Here is a 23,321-nt window from a genome sequence, read left to right as displayed (position 1 = left end):
GTGTGGACGCGGCTGCCGGACTTCGGGGTCAAGCAGCCCCACCCCGCTCAGTCCCAGCGGATCGTCCCGGAGATGAATCGTGAGGTCGGACGCCTCGTCCACCTCGCTCCCGCGTCGGCGATGATCGCCTCGATGTCGCGGTCGACGTGGCACCCGCCCGCGAGGCGCCCCCAGACCGGCTGCACCGCCTTGGCCAGGCCCACGCCGAACGCGGTGTCGGGGATGGTGTGCTCGACCACCTGCATCGCCCCTCCCGGTCGGAGCACCCGCCGGGCCTGGTCGAGTGCCGCTGGCAGGTCACCGATCGTGCACAACGTCCACGTGCTGACCACCGTGTCAATCGAAGCGTCGTCCAGGTCGAGTGCGGCAGCATCGTCCCCGACCAAGGTGACCGGACGACCGAACTGCGCCCGCGCCTGGGACGAGCGCTGCCACGCGACGCGCGACGGCTCGACCGCGAGCACCTCACTGACCGCATCGGGGTAGTGGACGAGGTTGGCGCCAGCGCCGAACCCGAACTCGACGACGCGTCCGACAGCCTCTGCGCAGACCGGGCGACGCCACCTGGCGGTCACGCTGTCGCGCATCAACCACTCGGCGGCCACTGGCACCAGGTGCTCGCCCCAGACGGTCACTGGCTGCCCCCAGGGCTGCGCGACCACAAGGTCTTGACCACGGCGATCGAGTCCTCAGCACCCAGTCCGGCTGCGACGGCATCGTCATTGAGGGATTGGCTCGCCTCGACCACCCGCAGCGGAACCCCCACCTCGGCGGCCAGGTCGAGTGCGAGTTGGGCATCCTTGCGCATCAGCGCCGTGCCGAACACCGGGGCGAAGTCACCAGACACCGCCCGCGGTGCCACGTCACGGAACAGGCCCGAGACGCTGGCCGCCCCGGAGTCGATCACCACGTCGACGAAGGTCCCGGCGTCCAGTCCGGCTGCTTCGGCGAGGGCGAGTGCCTCGGCGGTGACCGCATTGATCGCCGACAGCATCAGGTTGTTGCACACCTTGACCGTCGCGCCTGACCCGGACGCACCCACCCGCACCACCCGTGCCGCCAGTGGGGCCAACACCTCGGCCACCAGGGGCTCGAGCGACTCGTCGCACCCGACCGGCATGGTCCAGCGGCCGACGGCGGCTGGTCGTCCCAACACCGGGGCATCGACGAACCGGCCTTGCGCGGCCAAGGTCCTCGACGTCAACGGGTCGGTGGTCGAGGTGTCGACCACCACCAGACCGGGGGAGTGGTGCCACAACTGCTCGGTCACCTCGACCACCACTGCCGGCGTGGGCAGCGACAGCAGCACCATCTCGGCGTGCTCGGCCACCTCGGCCAGCGACTCTGTCACCGCCACTCCGGCTTCCTCCGCCGTTGCCCGAAGGTCGGCCACCACGTCGGTGGCCAGCAGGTCGGCGCCAGCCGCCACCAGGGCTGCCGCCATCGGGCCACCCATCGTCCCCAACCCGACCAGCCCCACGCGTGTCATGTGCGAGAGTCAAGCATGCGGACACCCATCCAGTACGGCGATGGCGAGATCGAGGTCGAGCTGCCCGACAGTGCACTCGTCCTGACCGCCGACCTGGCCCACGAACCCACCCCGCTCGACGACCCGGCCGCGGCCACTCGCGAAGCGCTTGCCGCCCCGCAGGGCATGGCCCCGATCGGTGACCTGGTCGGCCCAGGCTCGACGGTGACGATCAGCTTCCCCGACCGGGTCAAGGGCGGCACCCAACCCACCTCGCACCGACGGACCACCATCGCGATCCTGCTGGACCAACTCGCCCGCGCCGGGGTCAGGGACTGCGACATCACCTTGGTCTGTGCCATCGGCCTGCACCGCAAGAACCGCCCTGACGAGATCGGGGAGCTGCTCGGACCCGAGGTCACCGCCCGGCTGGCCGGCATCCGCGTGGTCAACCACGACGCCGAGGACCCCGACGGGATGGTCGATCTGGGCACCAGCGCGCTCGGAGACCCAGTCGAGGTCAACCGGCACGCCATCCAGGCCGACCTGTCGATCCTGATCGGGCACGCGGCCGGCAACCCCTACGGTGGCTACTCCGGCGGCTGGAAGATGCCCGCCACCGGACTGACCTCGTGGCGCTCGATCGCCGCCCACCACGCCCCGCGGACGATGTTGCGGCCCGACTTCGTGCCTGCCACGCCCCACGGACGCTTTCGCGAGCAACTGCGTGCGATCGGCCAGCGGATGGAGCAGGCGATGGGTCGTGCGTTCCTGGCCGTCGACGCGGTGCTCGACTCGCAGTCACGCCAGTTGGCGGTCCGGGCCGGGGCGATCGACGAGGTGGAGAAGACCAGTTGGCCGCTGGCGGCGCAGCGCACCGACCTCGACCTCGAGGGCGAGCCGTACGACGTGCTGCTGCTCGGCATGCCACGCACCTTCCACTACGGCCCGGGCATGGGGTCGAACCCGATCCTGATGATGCAGGCCGCCGGCGCCGGCATCGTCCGGGCCAAGCAGGCCTTGGTGCGCAAACCGGTGGTGATCGCGGCGTCGATCTGCGACGGCTGGTTCAACGACGATGACTTCCCCAGCTACCGGCCGGCCTTCGGCCTGCTGCAGAGCGTCGACCACCCCCGCGACATGACGCGCTTCCACGACGACCTCTCGACCGATCCCGACCTGGTCGCCAAGTACCGCCACGACTTCGCCTACCACCCCTTCCACGCGTTCTCGATGATCTACATGGGTGGGGTGGCGCTCGACCAGAGCGCGGCCGTGATCGTGGCCGGTGCCCAGCAGCCCGGGCTGGCGCGGGCGATGGGGGCCCGCACCTCGCCCAGCGTCGAGGACGCCCTGCGGGTGGCGGCCGACCTGGTCGGACGAGAGCCGCGGGTGCTGGTCGTCCCGAAGCTCACCGCGCCAGCGTTCCACCCCCGGATGGCCAGCCGAGGGTGAGCGGGATCGGCGTCACGCGATCCTGCGTGCGACGTACTCCTCGACCACCACGCCCGAGCTGAACGGGCGGGCCTTGACCAGGTCGAACCGGCGCGGCTCGTAGGGTGCGCTGCCGAACATGGGGATGCCGGTGCCGAAGACGAACGGGTTGCGCTTCAGCACGAGTCGGTCGATCTCGGGCAGCAGCGCGCCCGCGAGCTCACCGCCTCCGCACAGCCAGATGTCCAGGCCTGGCTGCTGCTTGAGCTCCTGGATGGAGGCATGGCCCGTAACGAGGAACGCCGCTCAGTGCTTGCAGATGCAGGCATCCGGGTGCTGGCCGAAGAGGGCGCCCGTGGACTCACCCACCGTGCCGTCGACGCTGCGGCCGGCGTCCCGCGTGGTACGGCCTCGAACTACTTCCCGACCAGGGACGACCTGATCGCCGCACTGGTCGACCGCATCGGGGTGCGGCTGACGCCTGACCCCGACGCCATCGCCTCGGTCGAGTCGCGCTCGCCCGACCGGTCGCGGTTCGCCGACTACCTGCGCGATGTGGTGAGGCGGCTCAGTGCAGACCCGCACGTGTCGCTCGCGCTGTTCGAACTGCGGCTCGAGTCCGCTCGACGGCCTGCGGTCGCGAGGACGCTGGGAGCCTGGCGGCAACGAGCCTTCGACGACGACGTCGAGTTCAACGACCGCGCCGGGCTGCCCGGCGGACGCACAGAGATCGCCCTGTTGCACCACGCCATCGACGGACTCATGCTCGACCGGCTCACCGTTCCGCTCGACACCGGTCTGACGACCGATGACGCTGTCACCGCGCTGGTCGAGCGGATCCTGCCGCGGTGATCGGCTCGGGCGAGGGCTGGTCGCGGTGTCGACCGTCGCCCGAACCCGATTAGGCTTCGAGGCGTGACTGGGCTGACCGTGCTTGTCGTCGGTTCGGGGGGACGCGAACATGCGCTCGCCCGGGCCATCAACGCCGACCCCGCCGTGACGACCGTGCACGTCGCCCCGGGCAACCCGGGCACGGCCACTTTCGCCACCAACCACGCCATCGACCCGCTCGACGGTGATGCTGTCGCCGCGTTGGCGGTCGAACTCGGCGCCGACCTGGTGGTGGTCGGTCCCGAGGCCCCGCTGGTGGCCGGTGTCGCCGACGCCGTCCGTGCCGCGGGCATCGCCTGCTTCGGTCCCTCGCGTGAAGCCGCCCAGCTGGAGGGGTCGAAGGCCTTCGCCAAGCAGGTGATGGACGAGGCCGGGGTGCCGACCGCGGCCTCACGGGTCTGCCGCACTCCCGACGAGGCCGCTGCCGCTCTCGACGAGTTCGCCGCCCCGCACGTGGTCAAGGACGACGGTCTGGCCGCCGGCAAGGGGGTCGTGCTCACCCTCGAGCGCGAGGTCGCCCTGGCCCATGCCGCCGGCTGCGACCAGGTGGTGATCGAGGAGTTCCTCGACGGGCCCGAGGTGAGCCTGTTCGTCATCACCGACGGAACCACCGCCCTGGCGATGCAGCCGGCCCAGGACTTCAAGCGGGTCGGCGACGGCGACCTGGGCCCCAACACCGGCGGCATGGGCGCCTACTCACCCCTGCCGTGGGCACCCGACGACATCGCCGACCAGGTGCTGAACACCGTGGCCCTGCCCACCCTGCAGCGGATGGCCGAGCGCGGCACCCCGTTCGCCGGCCTGCTCTACTGCGGCCTGGCCCTCACCTCGAAGGGCCTGCGGGTGATCGAGTTCAACGCCCGGTTCGGTGACCCCGAGACCCAGGTGCTGCTGGCCCTGCTCGACAGCCCACTGGGCCAGGTGCTGCACGCGGCCGCCACCGGACGCCTGGCTGAGATCGGCGACCTGCGCTGGCGCGACGGCGCGGCCGTTGGCGTCGTGGTCGCTGCCGAGGGCTACCCCGACAAGCCGACCAACGGCGCATCGATCGTCCTGCCCGAGGACACCGACCGGGCCTGGACGATCCACGCCGGCACCGCAGTGGCCGACCAGACGCTGGTGGCCGCCGGTGGGCGGGTGCTCACCGTCGTCGGACGAGGCGACTCGCTCGCTGGTGCCCGGGCCGCGGCCTACGCCCACCTCGAGCGGATCGAGTTCCCCAGCGGCTTCCACCGCCGCGACATCGCCGCAGTCGCGGCCGAGCAGGAGAGCAACCGATGAGCGTCCCCAACGTGCTGGCCACCCGCTACGCCTCCGCGGCGATGCGCGACATCTGGAGTCCCGAGCACAAGGTGGTCGCAGAGCGGCAGCTGTGGCTCGCGGTCATCGAGGCCCAGCGTGACCTCGGCGTCGACTTCGGCGGGGACGACCCCGACCAAGTGCTCGCCGACTACCGCGCAGTGATCGACACCGTCGACCTCGACTCGATCAACGCCCGAGAACGGGTCACCAAGCACGACGTCAAGGCCCGCATCGAGGAGTTCAACGACCTCGCCGGCCACGAGCACGTGCACAAGGGCATGACCAGCCGCGACCTCACCGAGAACGTCGAGCAGTTGCAGGTTCTGCGCTCGCTGCAACTCGTCCGCTCGCGAATCGTCGCGGCCCTGGCGATGCTCACTGACCTGGCCGTCCGGTATGCCGGGCAGCCGATCGCCGGCCGCTCCCACAACGTCGCCGCCCAGGTCACCACCTTGGGCAAGCGGTTCGCCACCGCGGCCGACGAACTGCTGATCGCCCACGCCCGGATCGATGAGTTGATCGAGCGCTATCCGGCCCGCGGCATCAAGGGCCCGGTCGGCACCAGCCAGGACATGCTCGACCTGCTCGGTGGCGACGAGGCGCGTCTGGCCGACCTCGAGCAGCGGATCGCCACCCACCTCGGCTTCGCGCAGGTGCTCACCTCGACCGGTCAGGTCTACCCCCGCAGCCTCGACTACGACGTGGTCACCGCGCTCGCCCAGGTCGCAGCCGCCCCGAGCAATGTCGCCACCTCGATCCGATTGATGGCCGGCCACGAACTGGTCACCGAGGGCTTCAAACCCGGCCAGGTCGGCTCGTCCGCGATGCCGCACAAGATGAACACCCGTTCGTGCGAGCGGGTCAACGGGCTGGCGGTCATCGTCCGCGGCTACACCTCGATGGTCGGCGAACTGGCCGGCGACCAGTGGAACGAGGGCGACGTGTCGTGCTCGGTGGTGCGCCGGGTCGCGCTGCCCGACGCCTTCTACGCCCTCGACGGGCTGTTCGAGACCTTCCTCACCGTGCTCGGCGACTTCGGTGCCTTCCCCGCGGTGATCGAGGCCGAACTGGCCCGCTACCTGCCCTTCCTGACCACCACCAAGGTGCTGATGACGGCGGTGCGCAGCGGGGTCGGACGCGAGCAGGCCCATGAGGCGATCAAGGAGCACGCCGTCGCGGTGGCGTTGGGCATGCGCGAGACCGGTGCGCGTGAGAACGACCTGCTCGACCGGCTCGCCGCCGATGCCCGTCTGGGGCTGTCGCGCGGGGCGCTGGACGAGGCCCTCGCCGACCCGCTGTCGCTGACCGGCTCGGCCCGCAGCCAGGTCGCAGCGCTGGCCACCCGTGTGGGTGAGTTGGTCGACGCCGACCCCGAGGCGGCCGCCTACCGTCCCGGCTCCGTCCTCTGAGCTCGACCACCACCGTGGCACCATGGGTGGTGCGGCACGGGAGCGTGAGGAGGGACGATGAGCTTGTGGCCACCGCCTGGCGCTGACCAACGTCCTGCCCACGTGCCCACCCCACCCTCCCCGCAACGGGGCGGCCCCGGGAACGCCGGCTGGGCTGGAGCGATGCTGCTGGTCGTGATGGCTGTCCTGCTCAACGCCGGAATCGCCTGGCAGCAGCAACCGTCGGCACCGGTGGTGACCGGTCCTCCGATCAGCCCCACGGCCACGAGCCCTGCCCCGACCCCTCCCCGCACCGCCCCCTCCAGTCCGACCACCACGTCGTCCAGCCCCACCCCGGCCTCGCCGACCCCCAATGCGGCCACCACTCCTCGTCCCAGTGTCACTCCCACCCTCGAGACCCTGAGCCGCGGCATCGTCCTGATCAAGGGTGAGGTCGGCAACGGCATCTCCACCGGCACCGGGATGATCGTCGACGCCTCCGGGTTGGTCGTCACCAACTACCACGTGGTCGAGGGCACCCAGAAGGTCTTCGTCAAGGTCGCCACCACCAAGGACGAGTACGAGGCCAAGGTGCTCGGCTCCGACCCGACCCGCGACGTCGCCCTGCTGCAGTTGCAGGGCGCCGGCGGCCTCGACGTCGTCCAGTTCGACCCCGACCCGCTCGCCGTCGGCGACCCGCTGATCCAGGTCGGCAACTCCGGGGGCCAGGGCTACCTCGACATCGCCAAGGGCGTCGTCGTCGACCTCAACACCTCGGTCACCGTCAAGGACGAACTGTCGCCGACCGGCCGCTCGACCCTGTACGGGGTGGTCGAGAGCGACACCGCCGCGGTGCCCGGTGACTCGGGCGGACCGATGTACGACGCCGAGGGCCAGGTCGTCGGGATGACCACCGCCGGCAACCAGGACAACGCCACCACCAAGGGCGCGACCATCACCTACCACCTGCCCTGGCCGGTGGTGCTCACCATCGCCGACTCGGTCAGCGACGGCAACGGACGAGGCACGCTGCGGGTCGGCGGGCGTGCCTACCTCGGCGTCACCCTGTCGGGGACGAGCCTCAAGGTCGCCACGGTCGAGGACGGCGGGCCTGCCGACAAGGCTGGCCTGAGCGTCGGTGCCGTCATCTCCGCCATCAACGGCGACGCCGTCAAGACTCGCGCCGAGCTCTACACCGTGCTGTCGGAACTGCGCCCCGGCGCCAAGGTGACGGTGGTCTGGACCGATGCACAGGGTGGGCAGCGCACCAGCCAGGTCACCCTGGGCACCAGCCCCACCAACTGAGTCACCGCCGATGGCCCAGCGCATCCCGCTCACCCCGGACCTGATCGCCCGCGTCGCGGCGATCATGGCGCCGCTGCCCGAGACCTACGAGGAGGACGCCTGGGTGGGCGTGCGCTGGCGGGTCGGGCACGCGACGATCGTCCACCTGTTCGGTGGTGAGGACCAGCAGTACCGGATCATCTTTCGCGGTGAACCCGACGAGGTGCTCGCCTTCGAGCACATGGGCGATCCCTACTTCCGTACCGGTTGGGGCACCAACGTGATCGGGATGATCATCGACGACGACACCGACTGGGACGACGTTGCCGAACTGCTCGCCTCTTCCTACCTGATTCAAGCACCGAAACGGCTGGCCGCAAGGGTGGTCATCCCCCAGGGCCAGCCGCGACGGTGAACTGAACCGGCTCGATCAGGTCTCGCGCTGCGACGGCGAACGGGTCGCGGTGATCGAGGCGTCGCGCTCGACCACGTCACCGACCACCCCGTCGATGCGCGCCATCAGTTCCTCGGGGATCTCCACACCCGAGGCTGCGGCGTTGTCAGCCACCTGCTCGGGACGAGAGGCTCCGACGATGGCGCAGCCGATGTTGTCGTTCTGAAGCACCCAGGCCACCGCCAACTGCGCCATGCTCAGGCCCAACTCGTCCGCGATCGGCTTGAGGTTCTGCACCCGGGTGAGCACGTCGTCGGTCAGCCAGCGCTTGATCGCACCGGCGCCACCCTTCTCGTCCGTGGCGCGCGAACCCTCGGGCAGCGGCTGGCCGGGCAGGTACTTGCCGGTCAACGCACCCTGGGCGATCGGGCTCCAGACCACCTGCGAGACGCCCAGTTCCTTCGAGGCTGGGACGACCTCTTCCTCGATCACGCGGAACAGCATCGAGTACTCGGGCTGGTTCGAGATCAGCTGCACGCCCAGATCCTTGGCCAGTTCATGTCCCGCCCTGATCTGGTCAGCGGTCCACTCCGATACCCCGATGTAGAGCACCTTGCCCTGCCGCACGCAGTCGGCGAAGGCCTGCATGGTCTCTTCGAGCGGGGTGAAGTGGTCGTAGCGGTGGGCCTGGTAGAGGTCGACGTAGTCGGTGTGCAGCCGCTTCAGTGAACCGTTGATCGACTCCATGATGTGCTTGCGGCTGAGCCCGGCGTCGTTGGGGCCCTTGGGTCCGGTGGGGCCGAACACCTTGGTGAAGATCTCGAGCGACTCACGCCGCTGGCCCTTCAACGCCTCGCCGAGCACGGTCTCGGCCATGGTGTTGGCGTAGACGTCGGCGGTGTCGAAGCTGGTGATGCCGGCATCGAGCGCAGCCTTCACGCAGGCAGTGGCGGTGTCGTTCTCGACCTGGCTGCCGTGGGTGAGCCAGTTGCCGTAGCAGACCTCGGAGATCTTCAGGCCGGAGCGGCCCAGGAACCTGTGCTTCATCGGGGCACCTTTCGTGCAGGTGAATGGGGAGGGGGAACACCTCAATCCTTTCACCGCACCCACCGGTGGCGTGCCGACATCACAGAAGGCGGCACCGGCATGACAGGGCCGGACAGACCCGTGGTCTCCCCGGCCCTGTTCGAAGGGCTCGCCGCGATCCAGCTCAGCCGATGATGAACACCTGGGTGGTCGTTGTTGGTGGTGTAGTAGCCGGCCCACCGCAGGTACTCCGGGAAGCCCCGGAAGTCAGTGGGCATGTTGGCGATCGCGCGCATGTTGTGCGCCGGGCCGCAGGTCTCGGCCGGAACGCCGGTGAGGTAGCTGAAACGCGACGGGGCGCAGACCGGGGCGGGGGAGTAGGCAACCTCGTACAGAGCCCCCTGGGCCGCCAGGCGGTCGAGCACCGGGGTGTTGGCGACCTCGTCGCCATAGGCACCGATGCAGGGATTGTTGTCCTCGGTGAGCAACCAGACGATGTTGGGCCGGGTGAGCGGATCCGCGTGGCCGGGTGCGGCCGAGGTGCCCGCGACGGCGATGGCAGCACCTGAGGCCTGAATGAGGTTTCGACGTGACAGCCGTGGATGGGTCATGACTCTCCTTTGAGTCGGGCATACCGCTGAGGTCACGCTAAGTCGACTGCTGGGCTTAGTCAACGGCCCTCCACCTGCTCGGGTGACTGCATCTCGACCATGGTTGCCTCTGGCCCCATGGTCGGCGAGGATCGAGTCCATGCCCCGCATGCTGCCGTTCTCCGTGGTGTCCAAGCCCACGGGTGCGGCCTGCAACCTCGACTGCAGCTACTGCTTCTTCCTGTCCAAGGAGGCGCTGTGGGGGCGTGACCAGGCGATGGACGACGCCACGCTCGAGCGCTACGTGCAGAACTACCTCGACGCCCAACCTGACGGCCCCGTCAGCTTCGTCTGGCAGGGCGGTGAGCCCACCCTGCGGGGGGTCGACTTCTTCCGCCGGGCGATCGCGTTGGGTGAGCAGCTGCGTCGTCCCCGTCAGCAGGTCAGCCACGCCCTGCAGACCAATGGCACCCTGCTCGACGACGCGTGGGGCGAACTGCTCGCCGAGCACCAGGTGCTGGTCGGCCTCAGCGTCGATGGACCCGCCCACCTGCACGACCACCACCGGGTCAACAAGGCCGGCCGTGGCACCCACGAGCAGGTGATGCGTGGCTGGCAGGTGCTGCAACGCCACGGCGTCGAGACCAACGTGCTGTGCACGGTCAACTCCGCCAACGCGGCCCACCCGCTCGAGGTGTACCGGTTCTTCCGCGACCAGATGCAGGCCCGGTTCCTGCAGTTCATCCCGATCGTCGAGCGGGTCGCCCCCGGCGAGCAGGACGCCGCCGAGGCCGGTTGGCGCGACGCCGACGGCGACTGGGTGCTCTACCGCCAGGACGGCGACCAGGTCACCTCACGCTCGGTACCCCCGGCCGCATGGGGTGAATTCCTGTGCAGCGTCTTCGACGAATGGGTGGCCCGCGACGTCGGCACCGTGTTCGTCCAGCACTTCGACGTGATGCTGGCCGCCCGGTTCGGCCAGTACTCACTGTGCGTCCACGCCCCCGAGTGCGGCAACGCGCTCGCGCTGGAGCACAACGGTGACGTCTACGCCTGCGACCACTACGTCGAGCCCGGCTACAAGTTGGGCAATGTGCACACCGACGCCTTCGCCGACATGCTCGCCAGCCCCGATCAGGTCGAGTTCGGACGATCCAAGCGCACGGCCCTGCCCGGCCAGTGCCAGCGCTGCCCGGTCAGGTGGGTCTGCCATGGCGGCTGCCCCAAGGATCGCTTCGCGACCACCGCTGACGGCGAGCCCGGTCTCAACCACCTGTGTGAGGGCTACTACCGGTTCTTCACCCACGCCACGCCGGCGATCGTCACCATGGAGCAGCTGTATCGGCAGGGACGAGCCCCCGCCGAGATCATGACCCTGAACCGGGAGGCCTGATGCGTGCGGTGGTGACCACCGGCCCCCGCCGGATGGAACTGCGCGAGGTCGACGAGCCGGCGCCTCGTCCTGGCTGGGCGGTCGTCGAGGTCGAGGCGGTCGGGCTGTGCGGCTCGGACTTCCACATCGTCGACGGCACCCACTTCGCGTTGCACTACCCGCGCGTGCAGGGCCATGAGGCGATCGGACGCATCGCCGCGCTTCCCGACGACGCTCCGACCAGTCTGGCCGTCGGTGACAGGGTCGCCGTCGAGCCACTGCAGTCGTGCGGAGTCTGCTACGCCTGCCGGCGCGGCCGGACGAATGTCTGTGCCGACCTCGACGTGCTCGGCGTGCACTCCGACGGTGCCCTGCAGGAGCGCTACCTCGTCCCGGTCGGCAAGCTGCACCCGATCGGCGATCTGGCCTGGCCGGCGGCGGTGCTGGTCGAGCCGGTGACGATCGCGTTGAACGCACTGGGACGAGTCCGCGCCGGCATCGGTGCCGACGACCGGGTGCTGGTGCTGGGTGCGGGTCCGATCGGACTGGTGACCGCCATCGCCTGCCTCGAAGCTGGAGCCGAGGTCTTCGTGGTGGACCGCGAGCCGATGCGCCTGCAGTTGGCACGCGAGGTCGGGGTCGTCCGCGTCGCGGACTCGTCGGTGGTCGACGTCTCGGCCTGGGTGCGTGAGCTCACCGACGGTGAGGGGCCGGGGGTGGTGGTCGAGGCCACCGGCGTGGCCGACCTGCTGCGTGGCGCGATCGATCTGGTGGCGCCCTCGGGTACCGTGCTGGTGGTCGGGATGAGCGACCAGGAGCTGACCGTGCCGCTGACCTGGTTCTCGCGCAAGGAGGTCGACCTGCTCGGAGCCCGCACCAGCGTCGACATGTTCCCCAGCGCCGTGGCGCTCGCGCGTCGTCAGGCAGATCGGCTGGCGAGGTTGGTGACCCACACGTGGCCGCTGGAGCAGGCCGGCGAGGCCGTTCGGTACGCGATGGCGCACCCGGACGAGGTCTGCAAGGCCGTGGTGCGGGTCAGCGCCGAGGGCGCCGGGACGAGTCAGGCCTGAGCGTCGAGGTCGATGACCTCGACCCCGGTGGGCAGGTACTTCACCAGCGCGCAGTTGCGCTTGACAAGTTCGTCACCGACCCGCTGACCGGTGCGCCGGTCGACCAGGTCGCGCCAGATCTCGTTGCGCCGGAAGTACTCCCCGCCCTTGTGCAGGAACTGTTCGTCGCGGGCCGCGACCTTGTAGCTGAACTCCATCTCACGGTCGGCGCGCAGTTCGCCCTCGAGGTAGCGGCTGCCCACGCCGGTGAAGATCTGGAAGGTGGCGTCGGTGTCGTTGCGGACGACCAGGTCGACGTAGTTGTAGGCGATCGAACAGCCCACACCCCACGGCAGCACGCGTCCGTTGTCGGGGAACGGGTCGAACGAATGCTCTGAGCGTTCGACCACGGTCAGCGGCGAGTGCAGGAACATCCAGTGCAGCAGGTTGGCCAGCTGGCAGATGCCGCCACCGACACCGGGATGCGCGTCGCCATTGCTCAACCGCATGCCCTCGACGAAGCCCCGTGCCTTGGTGCAGTTGCCGACCACCTTGTTGAACGAGAACGACTCGCCGGGGCGGATCAGGATGCCGTCGACCTCGGCCGCGGCCAGTCGCAGGTTGGTCACCTTGTTGTGCTGCAACCACATCTCCGACTCACCCATCTGGCGGATCAGCAGCGACTTGTGCTGCTTCACCCGATGGGCCAACGGTTCAGCCTGGTGCTCGTGGGCCCAGCGCTCGCTCCCGAACTGCCAGTGCAGCCAGCGACGCACCTGGTGGGCCTTGACCGCGATCGGGTAGATCCACGGGTGGCGCTCCGACAGCGGCGCGCCGGCCTGCAGCCGGGTGGGGAGTTCGAAGGTGGTGCCAGTGGGCTGCGTCGCCTCGGCTGCCTGCGCGGTGCTCGTGCTCATGACCTCAGTACGCCACAACGGGTGTGCCGGTTCCGCGCTGGACTCGGTCATTTCAGCCGGATGTCAGCCACCTCACCTCGGCGGCTGATCGGGCCCTCCCGCCAACCCATTGCGCGCCTCTTCTACGACCCGGGACACCCTGGTGCACCTGGCACAGGTTTCATCGTGTGCTCGGTGAACCAAGCTGTGCCGGGTCGTGCGGCGTAGGCGAACCCTGCCGTCACTACGCTCTTCCGGCGGGGGCAACCGGTGAGGAGAAGATGTCCATCTGGATCGCACAGGGCCAGTCGGCCCTGGTCAACGCCCTGATCGTGTTCGTGGTCACCTTCCTGCCGGTGGTGGCGTGGCAGTACCGCCGCTACGGCAGCCCCAACCTTGCTCGGCTGCTGGGTGCCTTCGGGCTGTCGTCCTACACCACCGCGCTGCTGACCTACACCTGGCTGCCGCTGCCCGACCGCGACACCCTCGACTGCACCCGGGCCCGACGCGGGCAGTTTCGTCCCTTCGGCATGGTGGACGACCTGGGGCGTGCGTTCGAGCGCAGCGGATTCCCGGAAGGGTTGTGGTCGTTCACGGTGCTGCAGATCGTGTTCAACGTGCTGCTGTTCGTACCCTGGGGCTTGGTGGTGCGGCAGTTCCTGCACCGTGGGCTGCTCACGGCGACGCTCAGCGCGCTGGTGGCCTCGACTGTGATCGAGGTGGCGCAGCTCACCGGGCTGTACGGCATCTATCCCTGCGCCTACCGCACCTTCGACGTGGACGACCTGCTGACCAACACCCTGGGTGGGTTGGTCGGGGCGCTGGTGGCACCGCTGCTGCTCGGCTGGATGCCGCGGGCCCGTGAGCTGTCGACGCAGCGCACCAGGCCTCGTCCGGTGACCATGGTGCGACGGTGGCTGGGGATGGCTGCCGACGGGTTCGCCTTCATGGTGCTGTCGGCGGTGATGTCGGTGGTGACCTTGGTCGGGGCGTTGGTGCTGGGCTTCGACACCACTTCGGGCATCGTCGGACTGGGCTGGGCCGGGTTCGTGTTCACCGTCGTGGTGCCCTGGATCGTCTGCTTCGTCGTTCCGCCCTGGGGTGGCTACGCGGCCTCGGGTGCGCAGTTCGCGGTCTGGCTCACCCCGATGTGGCGTGACTCGTCCGGGGCGCTGACCCATGGGACCCTCGCTCAGAGGTTGGTGCGAGCCCATGTGGTGCCCGGCCCGATGCTGCTCACCTTGGTGCTGGACGAAGCCCTCAAGATGGGCCCGGCGGCGAGCGTTGCGTGGGTGCTGGTGGTGATCGCTGCCGTGGTTGCCGTGCCGTTCACCCGGACGCGGCGATCGCTCAGCGGCGTGTTCACCCGTGCCGAGATGGTCGACATCAGGGCGATCGAGGAGGCCGACGCCGAGCGGCGGTGAACGAGTGGCCCCCGGCGGCGGGGCCCAGGTCACACGGCATTGCGAGCTCGGGTTGTTGGAGATCGCTGCCTCCACCCAGCAGTTCCTCACCAACGGACTCGGGAGAGTTTCGGCAATTGCCGGGCTGTCGCGGCCATCGCCGAAAGCATGATGGGACGCAGGAGGGCGGTCTCGACACGTCCGCTCGTTCCTCGCGGACTACTCGACCAGCCAGAAGACGCGGCGCCTGGGCTCGACACGTCCGCTCGTTCCTCGCGGACTACGCGACCAGCCAGAAGACGCGGCGCCTGGTCTCGACACGGCCGCTCGTTCCTCGCGGACTACTCGACCAGCCAGCAGACGCGGCGCCTGGTCTCGACACGTCCGCTCGGTCCTCGCGGACTACTCGACCAGCCAGAAGACGCGGCGGTCACCCCACCGAGGCGAGTGCGAACGGCATCACCGAATCGGCACCGGCCAGTCGCAGCAGGCGTCCGGCCACGGTCATCGTCCAGCGGGAGTCGACCAGGTCGTCCACGAGCAGCACCGGCCCGTCGAGTCGGGCCAGCTCGTCGGCGAGGCCAGCAGGGACGACGAATCGTTCCCACAGGTCGCGCACCCGGAACGCCGAGTTGGTCGGCCCGGAGAGCTCCGGGGCGCCCGGGGAGAGCCCGAGCGACCCAAGGTCGCGGAGGCGCCCCGCAGCAGCGATCCCACCAGCCAGACTGTCGACCAACTCAGGCCGGGACAGGCTCGGCACCCGCACCACCGCGACGGGCCGCTCGTCCCACGCCCACTCCTTGAGCACCCGCAGGCACGTGGTCGCCAACTCGGGCGGCACGGGCTGGTCGACGGGTCGTCCATCACGGTCGGCGGCGAACAGCTCACGCAACCGGCCGCCCCAACCCAGGTCGGTGAGTCGGGCCACGACCCGACCCTCGGCGCACTGCTCCTCTGCGGAGATCTTGCCCTTCGGCCCCTGCGACAGCCCGGTTGGCCACAGCGCTCGGGGGTCGACAGGCACGCCCACGTGGTCGAGTTGCTGCCTGGCCTGCTGCCCGAGCGCCACGTCGACGTCGACCGGGTACCAAGGCTCGGCGCAGACATCGCACCGCCCGCAAGGAGCGGAGGTCGGGTCGTCCAGCGCACTGGTCAGGAACTCCATGCGACACTGCTCGCCGCGCTCGTAGGCCAGCATCGCCTGCTGCTCGGCCACGCGGGCCTCGGCGATGCGCTGGTAGCGCGGCTCGTCGTAGGTCCACGGCACACCGGTCGAGACCCAACCACCCTTGACCATCTCGACCGCACCATCGACCGCGAGCACCTTGAGCAGCAGTTCGAGCGGACCACGCCGGATCTCGACCCGGGTCTCGAGCGCTGCGACTGACAGCGGCCCGGTGGCCTCGGCCAGTGCGGTCAGCACCGCATCGGCGCGGGCCTGGGTGGGCATCGCGTTGGTGGCGAAGAAGTGCCAGATCTCGCGGTCCTCGGTGCCCGGCAGCAGCAGCACGTCGGCGCTGGCGGTGGCGCGCCCGGCTCGTCCGACCTGCTGGTAGTAGGCCACCGGCGAACTCGGGGCACCGAGGTGGACGACGAAGCCCAGGTCGGGCTTGTCGAACCCCATGCCCAGCGCCGAGGTGGCCACCAGCGCCTTCACCCGGTTGGCCTTGAGCGCCTCCTCGGCCTCGAGCCGCTCGGACGGGTCGGTGCGCCCGGTGTAGGGCAGCACCTCGTGGCCGGCCTGGTGCAGCGCGGCAGCGGTGTCATGGGCGGCAGCCACGGTCAGGGTGTAGATGATGCCCGAGCCCGGAAGCTCGGCCAGGTGCTGGGTGAGCCAGGCCAGCCGCCGCCACGGCGTTCCCAGCTCGAGCACGCCCAGCCGCAGCGAGTCACGAGCCAGTGCGCCGCGCAACGTGAACACCTCGTGGTCACCGATCGCCAACTGCTCGGTGACATCGTCGACCACCCGCTGGTTGGCAGTCGCGGTGGTGGCCAGCACCGGGACGTCGGGCGGCAGGTCGGCGATCAGGTCACGGATCCGCCGGTAGTCGGGGCGGAAGTCGTGGCCCCAGTCGCTGATGCAGTGGGCCTCGTCGATCACGAGCAGCCCGGTCGCGCTCACCAGCCTGGGCAACTGCTCGGCCCGGAACCGCGGGTTGACCAGGCGTTCGGGTGAGACGAACAGCACGTCGACCTGGTCGGCACCGAGCATCGCCTCGACCTCGTCCCACTCGGTGACGTTGGCCGAGTTGATCGCGACTGCCCGCACTCCGGCGCGGGTGGCGGCCTCGACCTGGTCGCGCATCAGGGCCAGCAGCGGCGACACGATCAGTGCCGGTCCGGCGCCGGCCTGACGGCGCAGCAGGGCAGCGATGAAGTAGACCGCCGACTTGCCCCAGCCGGTGCGTTGCACCACCAGCGCCCGCCGCCGGTGCGCCACCAACGCCTCGATCGCCTCCCACTGCCCGGCATGGAACTCGGCGTCGGCGCGTCCGGTCAGGTCGCGCAGGATCGCCAGCGCCCGCTCGTGCAGGTCGGGCTGGTCGGTGTCTGGTGCGGGTTGGCTCACCTGCCCGAGTCTGGCACGGGCCCCTGACAGGTTCGCGTCAGCGTTGCAGACCCGGCAGCGTGAGCAGGTGCTCGACGCTCGAGCGGGCCCAGTCCGCCTCCTGGCTGACCGTGGACGACAAGTCGTCGCCCAGCGGCGTCCACAACTCAAGGATCGCGGTGTGGCAGCGGCCGGTCGAGCCGACCGTCTCGACGATCGAGGCCAGGTCGAGCATGCCGGACCCGGCCGGGGTGCCCGTCACCGAGAAGCCCAGGTGGCTCGGGTGACGGCCGATGGTGACGTCCTTGATGTGCAGGTTCACCGTGAGCGGCGACAGCGCTTCGACCACGCGCGGCGGGTCCTCGAGTGCGCCGAGTGAGTTCACGGTGTCGAGGCAGACCGCACCCCACCCCTCGAGCCGCTCGACCAGCCAACACAGTTCGGCGACGGTGAAGTCGTCGTGATTCTCGATGGCCAGCACGATCCCGGCATCGCGGAACGCCTGGGCGTACGGGGCAAGTCGGTCCAGGGCCTCCTGCGGTCCGGGCCGGTCGTCACCCTGACTGACCACCACGCGGACGAAGCTGGCCCCGACGTCGACCGCCATGGCCAGGTGGGTGGCCAACTGCGCACCGATCCCTCGGGTTCCCACCTCGAGGGTGACCGCGCTCTGGCGGGCATGGTCGACCACCTCGTCCCACTGCGAGGACGACAACTCCTCCAGGTGCACGTTGTCGGCCAACTGCAGCAGGCCCAAGCCGGCAGCGGTGGTCGCCTCGATCAGGTCGTGGGCGTCCCAAGGCTGTTCGGGTTGGTGGCCGGGGATGCCGACGGCCCAGGGATAGGTGAAGCTCGACAGCCCCAGGCGCACTAGTCGCCGCCGGTGATCTGGCGCAGGCTGGCCTGCACCCGCTCGTGCTCGAAGATCGCGTGCCAGTCGTCGCGGAACAGCGCCTGGCGCGACTGCTCGAGGGCCATCTGGGCGCCTTCGGAGAGCTTCCAGTCGAGCTGGTCGAAGATCAGCGCGATGCCGATCTGGAAGTGACCCATCAGGAAGTCGGTCGCCGCCTCGCGGGGGACGCCGAGGTCGATGACCCGCTCGAGTCCCTCCTTGATGATGGCGACGCAGCCGTTGGTGAGCGTCTCGGTCAGGGCTGGCTCGAGCAGCGCCATCTGGTCGACGGTGATCCGGTGGCTGCGGCTGATCGGGGCGAACATGTCGACGCAGAGCGCCTCGACTCGTTCGGCGAGGGCCTCCTCGCCCCAGGCCAGCGAGAAGACCAGGGCCTGGTGGGCAAGGCCGCCACCCCAGTAGTCGCGCCGTGCCTCGGGCGACTCCTCGTCCATCAGCCCGTAGAGCGGGGGATGGGTGGGGTGCACGACGCAGCAGGTGATGTCTTCGCGGTGGGGGATGCGTCCGGCGGCCACGGCAGCGGGGTCGAGGAACAGGATCGCGGTGCGGGGCGCCAACTTCGGGACGATGTCGGCGGCCACCTGGCGCACGATGCGGTCGGGGACGGCGAAGACCACGACGTCGGTGCCGTCGAGCGCCTGCTCGAGGTCGATCGGGGTGCGGCACTCGGCCGCCATCTTCTCCTGGCCGATGGCGCCCGGCTCGACCAGGCGCAACTCGTGGTGGGGGAGCTGTTCGAGACTGCGTGAGACGCGTCGGCCCATGTTGCCGCCGGCTCCCAGGATCGTGACCTTCATCGGCGGCTCCTTTGGTGGTGGCTGGTCTGAGCCATCATATGGTCTGACCGAATGCCATGGCTTGTCAACACTCTCATCACCGCTTTCAGCGGGCCGTCAGGCCGCCGTCGACGGCGTACGAGGCGCCCGTGGCGAACCTCGACTCGGACGACAGCAGCCACGCCACCAGGCCGACCAGGTCGTCGGGCTCGCCGAGGCGACCGACCGGTGTGCCAGCCAACAGGTTGGCCCTGGTCGTCTCGTCGGCCAGCAGGGGCTCGATCAGGGGAGTGCGCATCGTGCCCGGCACCACGACATTGGCGCGAAGCCCCTCGGCGGCGTGGTCGGCGGCCATCACCCGGGCCAGTGCCATCATTCCGGCCTTCGACGCGGCATAGGCGGCATAGCCCGCCCCGCACATCGTCACTGCGGTCGGTGACCCGATCAGGACGACCGACGAGGTTTCGCGCGTGAGCAGGTGGGGGACCGCGGCCTTCAGGCAGAGCCACGCGCCGGTGAGGTTCACGTCGATGGTGCGCTGCCAGGTCTCGAGGCTGACCTCGGCGACCGGGCCGTCGTCGCCGTGCATCTGCACACCGGCCGAGACCACGATGCCGTCGAGCGGATCGCCGATCGTCTCGAACGCCGCCGCAACGGCATCGGGATCGGTGACGTCGACGACCTGCCGCTGGGCCGGGCCGGCATTGGTGCGGTCGAGTCCGACGACGTCGAGTCCGCGTGCCTCCAACCCCAGGGCGATCGCGGCGCCCAGCCCGCTGGCCGACCCGGTGACGACGATGCGAGGTGGACGATCCATGGTGACTCCTGACGTCTGGTATGCCATCCTACGAAAGGCATCGTGCCACACGAGGAGACACCATGAGCCGCTTCGCCGTCGACCCGACGGGCACGCACCTGACCCGTGACGGGGTCCCCTGGCCACTGGTGGCCGACACCGTGTGGGGGGCCTTCGCCGACGTTCAGCCCCAGGAGTGGCGCGACCACCTCGAACTGCGCCGCCACCAGGGCTTCACCGCGATCGCGGTCAGCGCACTGCCGATCCTGCACGACCGCTCGATCTGGGACGGCGCCCTGAACCCCTTCGCCGCGCGCGAGGCCGGCACCTGGGACCTGGATCGTCCCGAGCAGGCCTACTACGACCGGGTGCGCGAGTACGCCCAGGTGGCCACCGAGCTGGGGATGGCGCTGGTCGTGATCGCGCAGTGGTGCACCTACGGCACCGACACCTGGGCGTCGAAGATCGTCTCGTGGGGTGTGCTGGACGAGGGCCAGCGCCGCGCCCACGTCACCCGTCTGCTCGCCGCTGTCGAGGGCTGCGACGTGATCATGTCGGTCACCGGTGACGACCGCTACGACGGGCCGGCCCAGGCGGAGTGGCTCGACCTCGCCCGCCAACTGCGCGCCGAGGCCCCTGACCTGGTGCTCACCACCCACCTGACGCCTGAGGTCATGCCGGCCGAGGAGTTGCTCGAACAGCTGGACTTCTTCACCTACCAGTCCGGCCACGACCGTGCCCACCCCGAACTGGCCCACACCCTGGCCGAGCCCTTCCTGGCCAGGTCGAAGCCTGCCCCGGTGGTCAACCTCGAGCCCTGCTACGAGTTTCACGGATTCGGGCACGTGCGCACCGGCCGGTTCAGCGCCCACGACGTGCGCACCGCCGCCTGGGCCTCACTGCTCGGTGGGGCGGCCGCCGGCATCGGCTACGGCGCTCACGGTGTGTGGCAGTGGCACCGCCGCGAGGGGCGGTTCCTGAGCTCTGAGTGGTCGATGGAGCCGCTGCCCTGGTCGGTCGCCGCCCGGCTGCCCGGCGCCGACGGCATGGGTCTGCTGGGCAGGCTGTGGCTGGAGCACCGGATGTGGCGGCTGCTGCCAGCCCAGCACCTGGTCACCGACGACCACGGCAGCCTGCGGGTGGGTGCCTCCAACGACCAGTCACTGGTCGCGGTCCACCTTCCGGCGGCGCGTCCGGTCGAGATCGAGGCCGACCTCGCAGGGCACCGGGTCAGGGCCTGGGACTGCGCGACCGGCGCCGAGTTCACCCCCACCGTCGAGGTCGTCGACCAGCGCACCCTGATCAGCCAACCGGAAGTGTTCTCCGACTGCCTGGTGGTGTTCACCGCGGAGACGACGTGACGCACCGGGCGGCCACCACCGTCCGGCCCGGACAGGTTGGCTTGGTCGAGCGCGACGACCTGCATCCCGGCCCGGGCGAGGTGGTGCTGCAGGTCGAGGCGGCAGGACTCTGTGGCTCCGACCACGCCCTGCACGCCGGCACCCACCTCGACGGCGGGTTGGCCCAGCAGGTGCTCGTCCCCGCCAGTGCGCTGCACGCTCGGGACGACCTCGACGCCGAACTCGGCGCGCTGGTCGAGCCTCTCGCCGTCGCCTGGGGCAAGGCGGTGGTGCTGCCATGAACGCACCCTTCAGGAGCCCGCTCCCGGGCCACACCATCAGTCACGCCGGCTTCGTCGCCCGCACCGGCCCCGGCGCCAGCCTGCGCGAACTGCGACACCACGGGCTCCTGCTGCTCGACGGCATCGAACTGACCATCCGCGACGACCACTGGGGCACCATCGACCACGAAGCCACACCGGTCGAGCCGGCCGCCGGCGAACTCGTCCGCTGGCGGATCGGGGGAGGCAACGCCTCCGGTCACGTCGTGGTGCGTGGGTTGGACGGCGGACTGGCGGTCGAGGTCGACCTGGTGGCCGAGCGCCACCTCGTCACCTGCCGCGTCGGGCTGGTCGTCCTGCACCCCCTCGACCAGGTGGGGCAGCCGGTCCGGTGGTGGCAGGGACCCTCGTCCGACCTGGTCACCTGGCCGGCGCGGGTCAGCCCATGGCCAGTATTCAGCGAGATCGACGCCGTTGACGTCGGCCAGGGCGACAGCACCGTACGCCTGGCGTTCGGTGGCGAACGGTTCGAGACCGAGGACCACCGCAACTGGTGCGACGCCGGCTGGAAGTCCTATGCACCGCCTCTGGCTCGCTCCCAGCAGGCCCCCTGGCCGGCCGGCACGGCCCGTCGCGCCGAGGTCACCGTGCAACGCGTGGACGAGGTGCTCCAGCGCCACGAGCAGGCAGACATCAACCCGGGCACAGGGGTCCCGGCCACCTGGTGGGTGGTCGGGCCGGGCACCGCCGACGCCCTGGCATCGATCGGCGCTGGCGACCTGTTCGTCGAGGTGCTCGACACCGCCGCTGGTCGGCAGCGGTTCGAGCAGGCGGCCGACCTCGCCGAGGCGAGCGGACGCCGACTGTGGTGCACCTTGGCCCTGGATGCCCCCAGCCAGGCCTGGCGAGACCTGCTGTCTTCTCGTGCGAGCGTCCTGGCCGGGGTGTGCGTCGTCGACCGGCCCACCCATGGCACCACGCCCGTACTGCTGCAGTGGGCTCGTGACACCGCCCAGCAGCGCTGGCTCACCGGCTCGGGCACCCGCGGCTACCTGGCCGAGTTGGGTCGCTCGTCCATGCCCCACCGCGAGGCTGACTACGTGCAGCTCAGCGTGGCCGCGCAGGTGCACCACACCGACCCCGAACGTGTGCTCGACACCCTGCGGGCGCTGCCCCACGTGGTCGCCACTGCACGGAGCATCGCGGGCGGGCGTCCCGTGGTGCTGGCGCCGGTCAGCGTGCCCCAACGACTCAGCGTCCATGTCGAACCGGACGACCACTACGCATCGTGGTGCGAACCCGTCGCGCCCCACCCGGACCCTGCCCTCCAGCGCGCCTGGCTCACCGACGTGGTGGGCGCCAGCACCGGCGCCTGGGCGGTGGCACTCGACCCGACCTCACTCGATGCGGCGCCGCGAGGGGACAGAATGGAGCAACCATGACCGAGGCACTCAAGCTCTCCACCGTCGACCGGGCCCCCACCCTCGTCGAGACCGTGAGCGAGCGGCTCACCCAGGCGGTGACCGCGACCGGGCTCGAAGCGGGAGCCCGGCTCCCCTCCGAACGTGAACTCGCCGAGCAACTGGGGGTGTCGCGCACCGTCATCCGTGAGGCGATCCGGCACCTGGCCGCCAAGGGCGTGCTCGAGGTGCGGTCGGGGTCGGGCGTGCGGGTGGCTGCGGCGAATCCCGAGGCGGTCTCGCAGTCGATCGGGCTGTTCGTCAGCCGCAACCACGACCTGAGTCCGATGCACATCCACCAGGTGCGCAGCACCCTCGAACTCGCCACCGCCGAACTGGCCGCCCGCAACGCCACCCCCGAGGAACTGGACGCCATCGACGCCGAGATCCAGACCATGGCCGCCCTGACCGACGACCCCGAGGCCGCCTCGCAGTCCGACGTGGCGTTCCACCGGCTGATCGCCAGGGCCACCCACAACCCGCTGTTCCTGGTGCTGGTCGACTCGATGTCTGACGTGCTGCTCGAGATCCGACGCGCCACGTTGACCGAGCCGGGTCGCGTCACCGACACCATTGCCGCCCACCAGGCCATCGCTGACGCCATTCGCTCCGGCGAGTCCGAGGCAGCCACTGCGGCCATGGAGGCCCACCTGGTCGACTCGCTGGAGATCCTGTCGCGGCACTGGTGATCGCGGTGGTCGTCGCCACCA

The 23,321-nt window shown here is 70.1% G+C and carries 23 protein-coding genes; 13 read left to right on the top strand and 10 right to left on the bottom strand.

Features of this window, described 5'->3' with window-relative positions; all coding sequences use genetic code 11:
• Positions 1-47: 47 nt before the first annotated feature.
• On the bottom strand, positions 48-635 hold the full coding sequence (locus tag IE660_RS12875; protein WP_203568772.1) for a class I SAM-dependent methyltransferase: 588 nt from the start codon (positions 633-635) through the stop codon (positions 48-50).
• Positions 632-1,489: an NAD(P)-dependent oxidoreductase gene (locus IE660_RS12870; RefSeq protein ID WP_203568771.1), complete on the bottom strand. Its 858-nt coding sequence runs from the start codon at positions 1,487-1,489 to the stop codon at positions 632-634. The genes IE660_RS12875 and IE660_RS12870 overlap by 4 nt, the downstream gene beginning before the upstream one ends.
• Before the next feature lie 15 nt (positions 1,490-1,504).
• Between IE660_RS12870 and IE660_RS12865 the strand changes: the two genes are divergently transcribed.
• Positions 1,505-2,923 carry a lactate racemase domain-containing protein gene (locus tag IE660_RS12865; RefSeq protein WP_203568770.1) on the top strand — a complete coding sequence of 473 codons (1,419 nt, stop codon included), beginning with the start codon at positions 1,505-1,507 and terminating at the stop codon, positions 2,921-2,923.
• 12 nt (positions 2,924-2,935) lie between these two features.
• On the opposite strand, the gene IE660_RS12860 is transcribed toward IE660_RS12865, so the two are convergent.
• Positions 2,936-3,139: a hypothetical protein gene (locus IE660_RS12860; protein WP_235998063.1), complete on the bottom strand. Its 204-nt coding sequence runs from the start codon at positions 3,137-3,139 to the stop codon at positions 2,936-2,938.
• 45 nt (positions 3,140-3,184) lie between these two features.
• Here IE660_RS12860 and IE660_RS12855 point away from each other — a divergent pair, with 45 nt between their 5' ends.
• The 5 genes from IE660_RS12855 (at position 3,185) to IE660_RS12835 (ending at position 8,182) form a co-directional block, all read left to right on the top strand.
• Positions 3,185-3,754, top strand: a complete 570-nt coding sequence (locus tag IE660_RS12855) for a TetR/AcrR family transcriptional regulator (protein ID WP_203568769.1) — start codon at positions 3,185-3,187, stop codon at positions 3,752-3,754.
• 72 nt (positions 3,755-3,826) lie between these two features.
• A complete protein-coding gene (gene purD / locus IE660_RS12850) occupies positions 3,827-5,074 on the top strand; it encodes a phosphoribosylamine--glycine ligase (RefSeq protein ID WP_203568787.1) in 1,248 nt (415 codons plus the stop codon).
• Complete coding sequence (purB, locus tag IE660_RS12845) at positions 5,071-6,504, top strand: adenylosuccinate lyase (RefSeq protein ID WP_203568768.1); 1,434 nt, start codon at positions 5,071-5,073, stop codon at positions 6,502-6,504. Before purD ends, purB begins: the two co-directional genes overlap by 4 nt.
• Before the next feature lie 162 nt (positions 6,505-6,666).
• Positions 6,667-7,788, top strand: coding sequence for a S1C family serine protease (locus tag IE660_RS12840; RefSeq protein ID WP_203568767.1), 1,122 nt, complete (start codon positions 6,667-6,669; stop codon positions 7,786-7,788).
• Positions 7,789-7,798: 10 nt separating this feature from the next.
• Entirely contained in the window at positions 7,799-8,182 is a 384-nt protein-coding gene (locus tag IE660_RS12835) for an MmcQ/YjbR family DNA-binding protein (protein WP_203568766.1), read from the top strand.
• A 15-nt stretch (positions 8,183-8,197) separates the two neighbouring features.
• On the opposite strand, the gene IE660_RS12830 is transcribed toward IE660_RS12835, so the two are convergent.
• The gene (locus IE660_RS12830) at positions 8,198-9,208 is read right to left on the bottom strand and encodes an aldo/keto reductase family protein (RefSeq protein WP_203568765.1); all 1,011 of its coding nucleotides are present in this window, start codon (positions 9,206-9,208) and stop codon (positions 8,198-8,200) included.
• A gap of 50 nt (positions 9,209-9,258) precedes the next feature.
• Positions 9,259-9,798, bottom strand: a complete 540-nt coding sequence (locus tag IE660_RS12825; protein WP_203568764.1) for a sulfatase-like hydrolase/transferase — start codon at positions 9,796-9,798, stop codon at positions 9,259-9,261.
• Between the two features lie 139 nt (positions 9,799-9,937).
• Here IE660_RS12825 and IE660_RS12820 point away from each other — a divergent pair, with 139 nt between their 5' ends.
• Together IE660_RS12820 and IE660_RS12815 are read left to right on the top strand one after the other, a co-directional pair.
• The gene (locus tag IE660_RS12820) at positions 9,938-11,170 is read left to right on the top strand and encodes an anaerobic sulfatase maturase (RefSeq protein WP_235998036.1); all 1,233 of its coding nucleotides are present in this window, start codon (positions 9,938-9,940) and stop codon (positions 11,168-11,170) included.
• 11 nt (positions 11,171-11,181) lie between these two features.
• Positions 11,182-12,219: an alcohol dehydrogenase catalytic domain-containing protein gene (locus tag IE660_RS12815; protein WP_203568763.1), complete on the top strand. Its 1,038-nt coding sequence runs from the start codon at positions 11,182-11,184 to the stop codon at positions 12,217-12,219.
• On the opposite strand, the gene IE660_RS12810 is transcribed toward IE660_RS12815, so the two are convergent.
• The gene (locus IE660_RS12810) at positions 12,210-13,115 is read right to left on the bottom strand and encodes a VanW family protein (RefSeq protein WP_203568762.1); all 906 of its coding nucleotides are present in this window, start codon (positions 13,113-13,115) and stop codon (positions 12,210-12,212) included. The genes IE660_RS12815 and IE660_RS12810 overlap by 10 nt on opposite strands.
• Positions 13,116-13,375: 260 nt before the next feature.
• Between IE660_RS12810 and IE660_RS12805 the strand changes: the two genes are divergently transcribed.
• Positions 13,376-14,518: a VanZ family protein gene (locus IE660_RS12805; RefSeq protein WP_203568761.1), complete on the top strand. Its 1,143-nt coding sequence runs from the start codon at positions 13,376-13,378 to the stop codon at positions 14,516-14,518.
• A gap of 409 nt (positions 14,519-14,927) precedes the next feature.
• Here the strand turns inward: IE660_RS12805 and IE660_RS12800 are convergent, their stop codons facing one another.
• From IE660_RS12800 to IE660_RS12785, 4 genes are all read right to left on the bottom strand, one after another.
• A complete protein-coding gene (locus IE660_RS12800; protein ID WP_203568760.1) occupies positions 14,928-17,066 on the bottom strand; it encodes a RecQ family ATP-dependent DNA helicase in 2,139 nt (712 codons plus the stop codon).
• A 37-nt stretch (positions 17,067-17,103) separates the two neighbouring features.
• Positions 17,104-17,916 carry a sugar phosphate isomerase/epimerase family protein gene (locus IE660_RS12795; protein ID WP_203568759.1) on the bottom strand — a complete coding sequence of 271 codons (813 nt, stop codon included), beginning with the start codon at positions 17,914-17,916 and terminating at the stop codon, positions 17,104-17,106.
• Positions 17,916-18,755 (bottom strand): phosphogluconate dehydrogenase C-terminal domain-containing protein, encoded by an 840-nt coding sequence (locus IE660_RS12790; protein WP_203568758.1) that lies wholly within the window; start codon positions 18,753-18,755, stop codon positions 17,916-17,918. The genes IE660_RS12795 and IE660_RS12790 overlap by 1 nt, the downstream gene beginning before the upstream one ends.
• 85 nt (positions 18,756-18,840) lie before the next feature.
• Positions 18,841-19,551: an SDR family NAD(P)-dependent oxidoreductase gene (locus IE660_RS12785; RefSeq protein WP_203568757.1), complete on the bottom strand. Its 711-nt coding sequence runs from the start codon at positions 19,549-19,551 to the stop codon at positions 18,841-18,843.
• A gap of 62 nt (positions 19,552-19,613) precedes the next feature.
• On the opposite strand from IE660_RS12785, the gene IE660_RS12780 reads away from it, so the two are divergent.
• From IE660_RS12780 to IE660_RS12765, 4 genes are read left to right on the top strand one after another with little or no spacing between them, the layout of a single operon-like run.
• On the top strand, positions 19,614-20,891 hold the full coding sequence (locus IE660_RS12780; protein WP_203568756.1) for an apiosidase-like domain-containing protein: 1,278 nt from the start codon (positions 19,614-19,616) through the stop codon (positions 20,889-20,891).
• Positions 20,888-21,172 carry an MDR/zinc-dependent alcohol dehydrogenase-like family protein gene (locus tag IE660_RS12775; protein ID WP_203568755.1) on the top strand — a complete coding sequence of 95 codons (285 nt, stop codon included), beginning with the start codon at positions 20,888-20,890 and terminating at the stop codon, positions 21,170-21,172. Before IE660_RS12780 ends, IE660_RS12775 begins: the two co-directional genes overlap by 4 nt.
• A complete protein-coding gene (locus tag IE660_RS12770) occupies positions 21,169-22,593 on the top strand; it encodes a hypothetical protein (RefSeq protein ID WP_203568754.1) in 1,425 nt (474 codons plus the stop codon). Before IE660_RS12775 ends, IE660_RS12770 begins: the two co-directional genes overlap by 4 nt.
• Entirely contained in the window at positions 22,590-23,300 is a 711-nt protein-coding gene (locus tag IE660_RS12765; RefSeq protein ID WP_203568753.1) for a FadR/GntR family transcriptional regulator, read from the top strand. Before IE660_RS12770 ends, IE660_RS12765 begins: the two co-directional genes overlap by 4 nt.
• Positions 23,301-23,321 lie beyond the last annotated feature (21 nt).

This window comes from Aestuariimicrobium ganziense (genome assembly GCF_015352975.1).
Lineage (GTDB): Bacteria > Actinomycetota > Actinomycetes > Propionibacteriales > Propionibacteriaceae > Aestuariimicrobium > Aestuariimicrobium ganziense.
The sequence above is the reverse complement of the archived record's forward strand: the minus strand, read 5'-3'. Positions and strand labels throughout refer to the sequence as shown.

Coding starts and splice junctions, on each gene's coding strand:
- IE660_RS12870 (WP_203568771.1), bottom strand. CDS start 1,489: ATGACACGCGTGGGGCTGGTCGGGTTGGGGACGATGGGTGGCCCGATG.
- IE660_RS12790 (WP_203568758.1), bottom strand. CDS start 18,755: ATGAAGGTCACGATCCTGGGAGCCGGCGGCAACATGGGCCGACGCGTC.
- IE660_RS12810 (WP_203568762.1), bottom strand. CDS start 13,115: ATGAGCACGAGCACCGCGCAGGCAGCCGAGGCGACGCAGCCCACTGGC.
- IE660_RS12865 (WP_203568770.1), top strand. CDS start 1,505: ATGCGGACACCCATCCAGTACGGCGATGGCGAGATCGAGGTCGAGCTG.
- IE660_RS12780 (WP_203568756.1), top strand. CDS start 19,614: ATGAGCCGCTTCGCCGTCGACCCGACGGGCACGCACCTGACCCGTGAC.
- IE660_RS12820 (WP_235998036.1), top strand. CDS start 9,938: ATGCCCCGCATGCTGCCGTTCTCCGTGGTGTCCAAGCCCACGGGTGCG.
- IE660_RS12840 (WP_203568767.1), top strand. CDS start 6,667: ATGCTGCTGGTCGTGATGGCTGTCCTGCTCAACGCCGGAATCGCCTGG.
- IE660_RS12805 (WP_203568761.1), top strand. CDS start 13,376: ATGTCCATCTGGATCGCACAGGGCCAGTCGGCCCTGGTCAACGCCCTG.
- IE660_RS12835 (WP_203568766.1), top strand. CDS start 7,799: ATGGCCCAGCGCATCCCGCTCACCCCGGACCTGATCGCCCGCGTCGCG.
- purB (WP_203568768.1), top strand. CDS start 5,071: ATGAGCGTCCCCAACGTGCTGGCCACCCGCTACGCCTCCGCGGCGATG.
- IE660_RS12765 (WP_203568753.1), top strand. CDS start 22,590: ATGACCGAGGCACTCAAGCTCTCCACCGTCGACCGGGCCCCCACCCTC.
- IE660_RS12825 (WP_203568764.1), bottom strand. CDS start 9,798: ATGACCCATCCACGGCTGTCACGTCGAAACCTCATTCAGGCCTCAGGT.
- IE660_RS12855 (WP_203568769.1), top strand. CDS start 3,185: ATGGCCCGTAACGAGGAACGCCGCTCAGTGCTTGCAGATGCAGGCATC.
- IE660_RS12785 (WP_203568757.1), bottom strand. CDS start 19,551: ATGGATCGTCCACCTCGCATCGTCGTCACCGGGTCGGCCAGCGGGCTG.
- IE660_RS12770 (WP_203568754.1), top strand. CDS start 21,169: ATGAACGCACCCTTCAGGAGCCCGCTCCCGGGCCACACCATCAGTCAC.
- IE660_RS12830 (WP_203568765.1), bottom strand. CDS start 9,208: ATGAAGCACAGGTTCCTGGGCCGCTCCGGCCTGAAGATCTCCGAGGTC.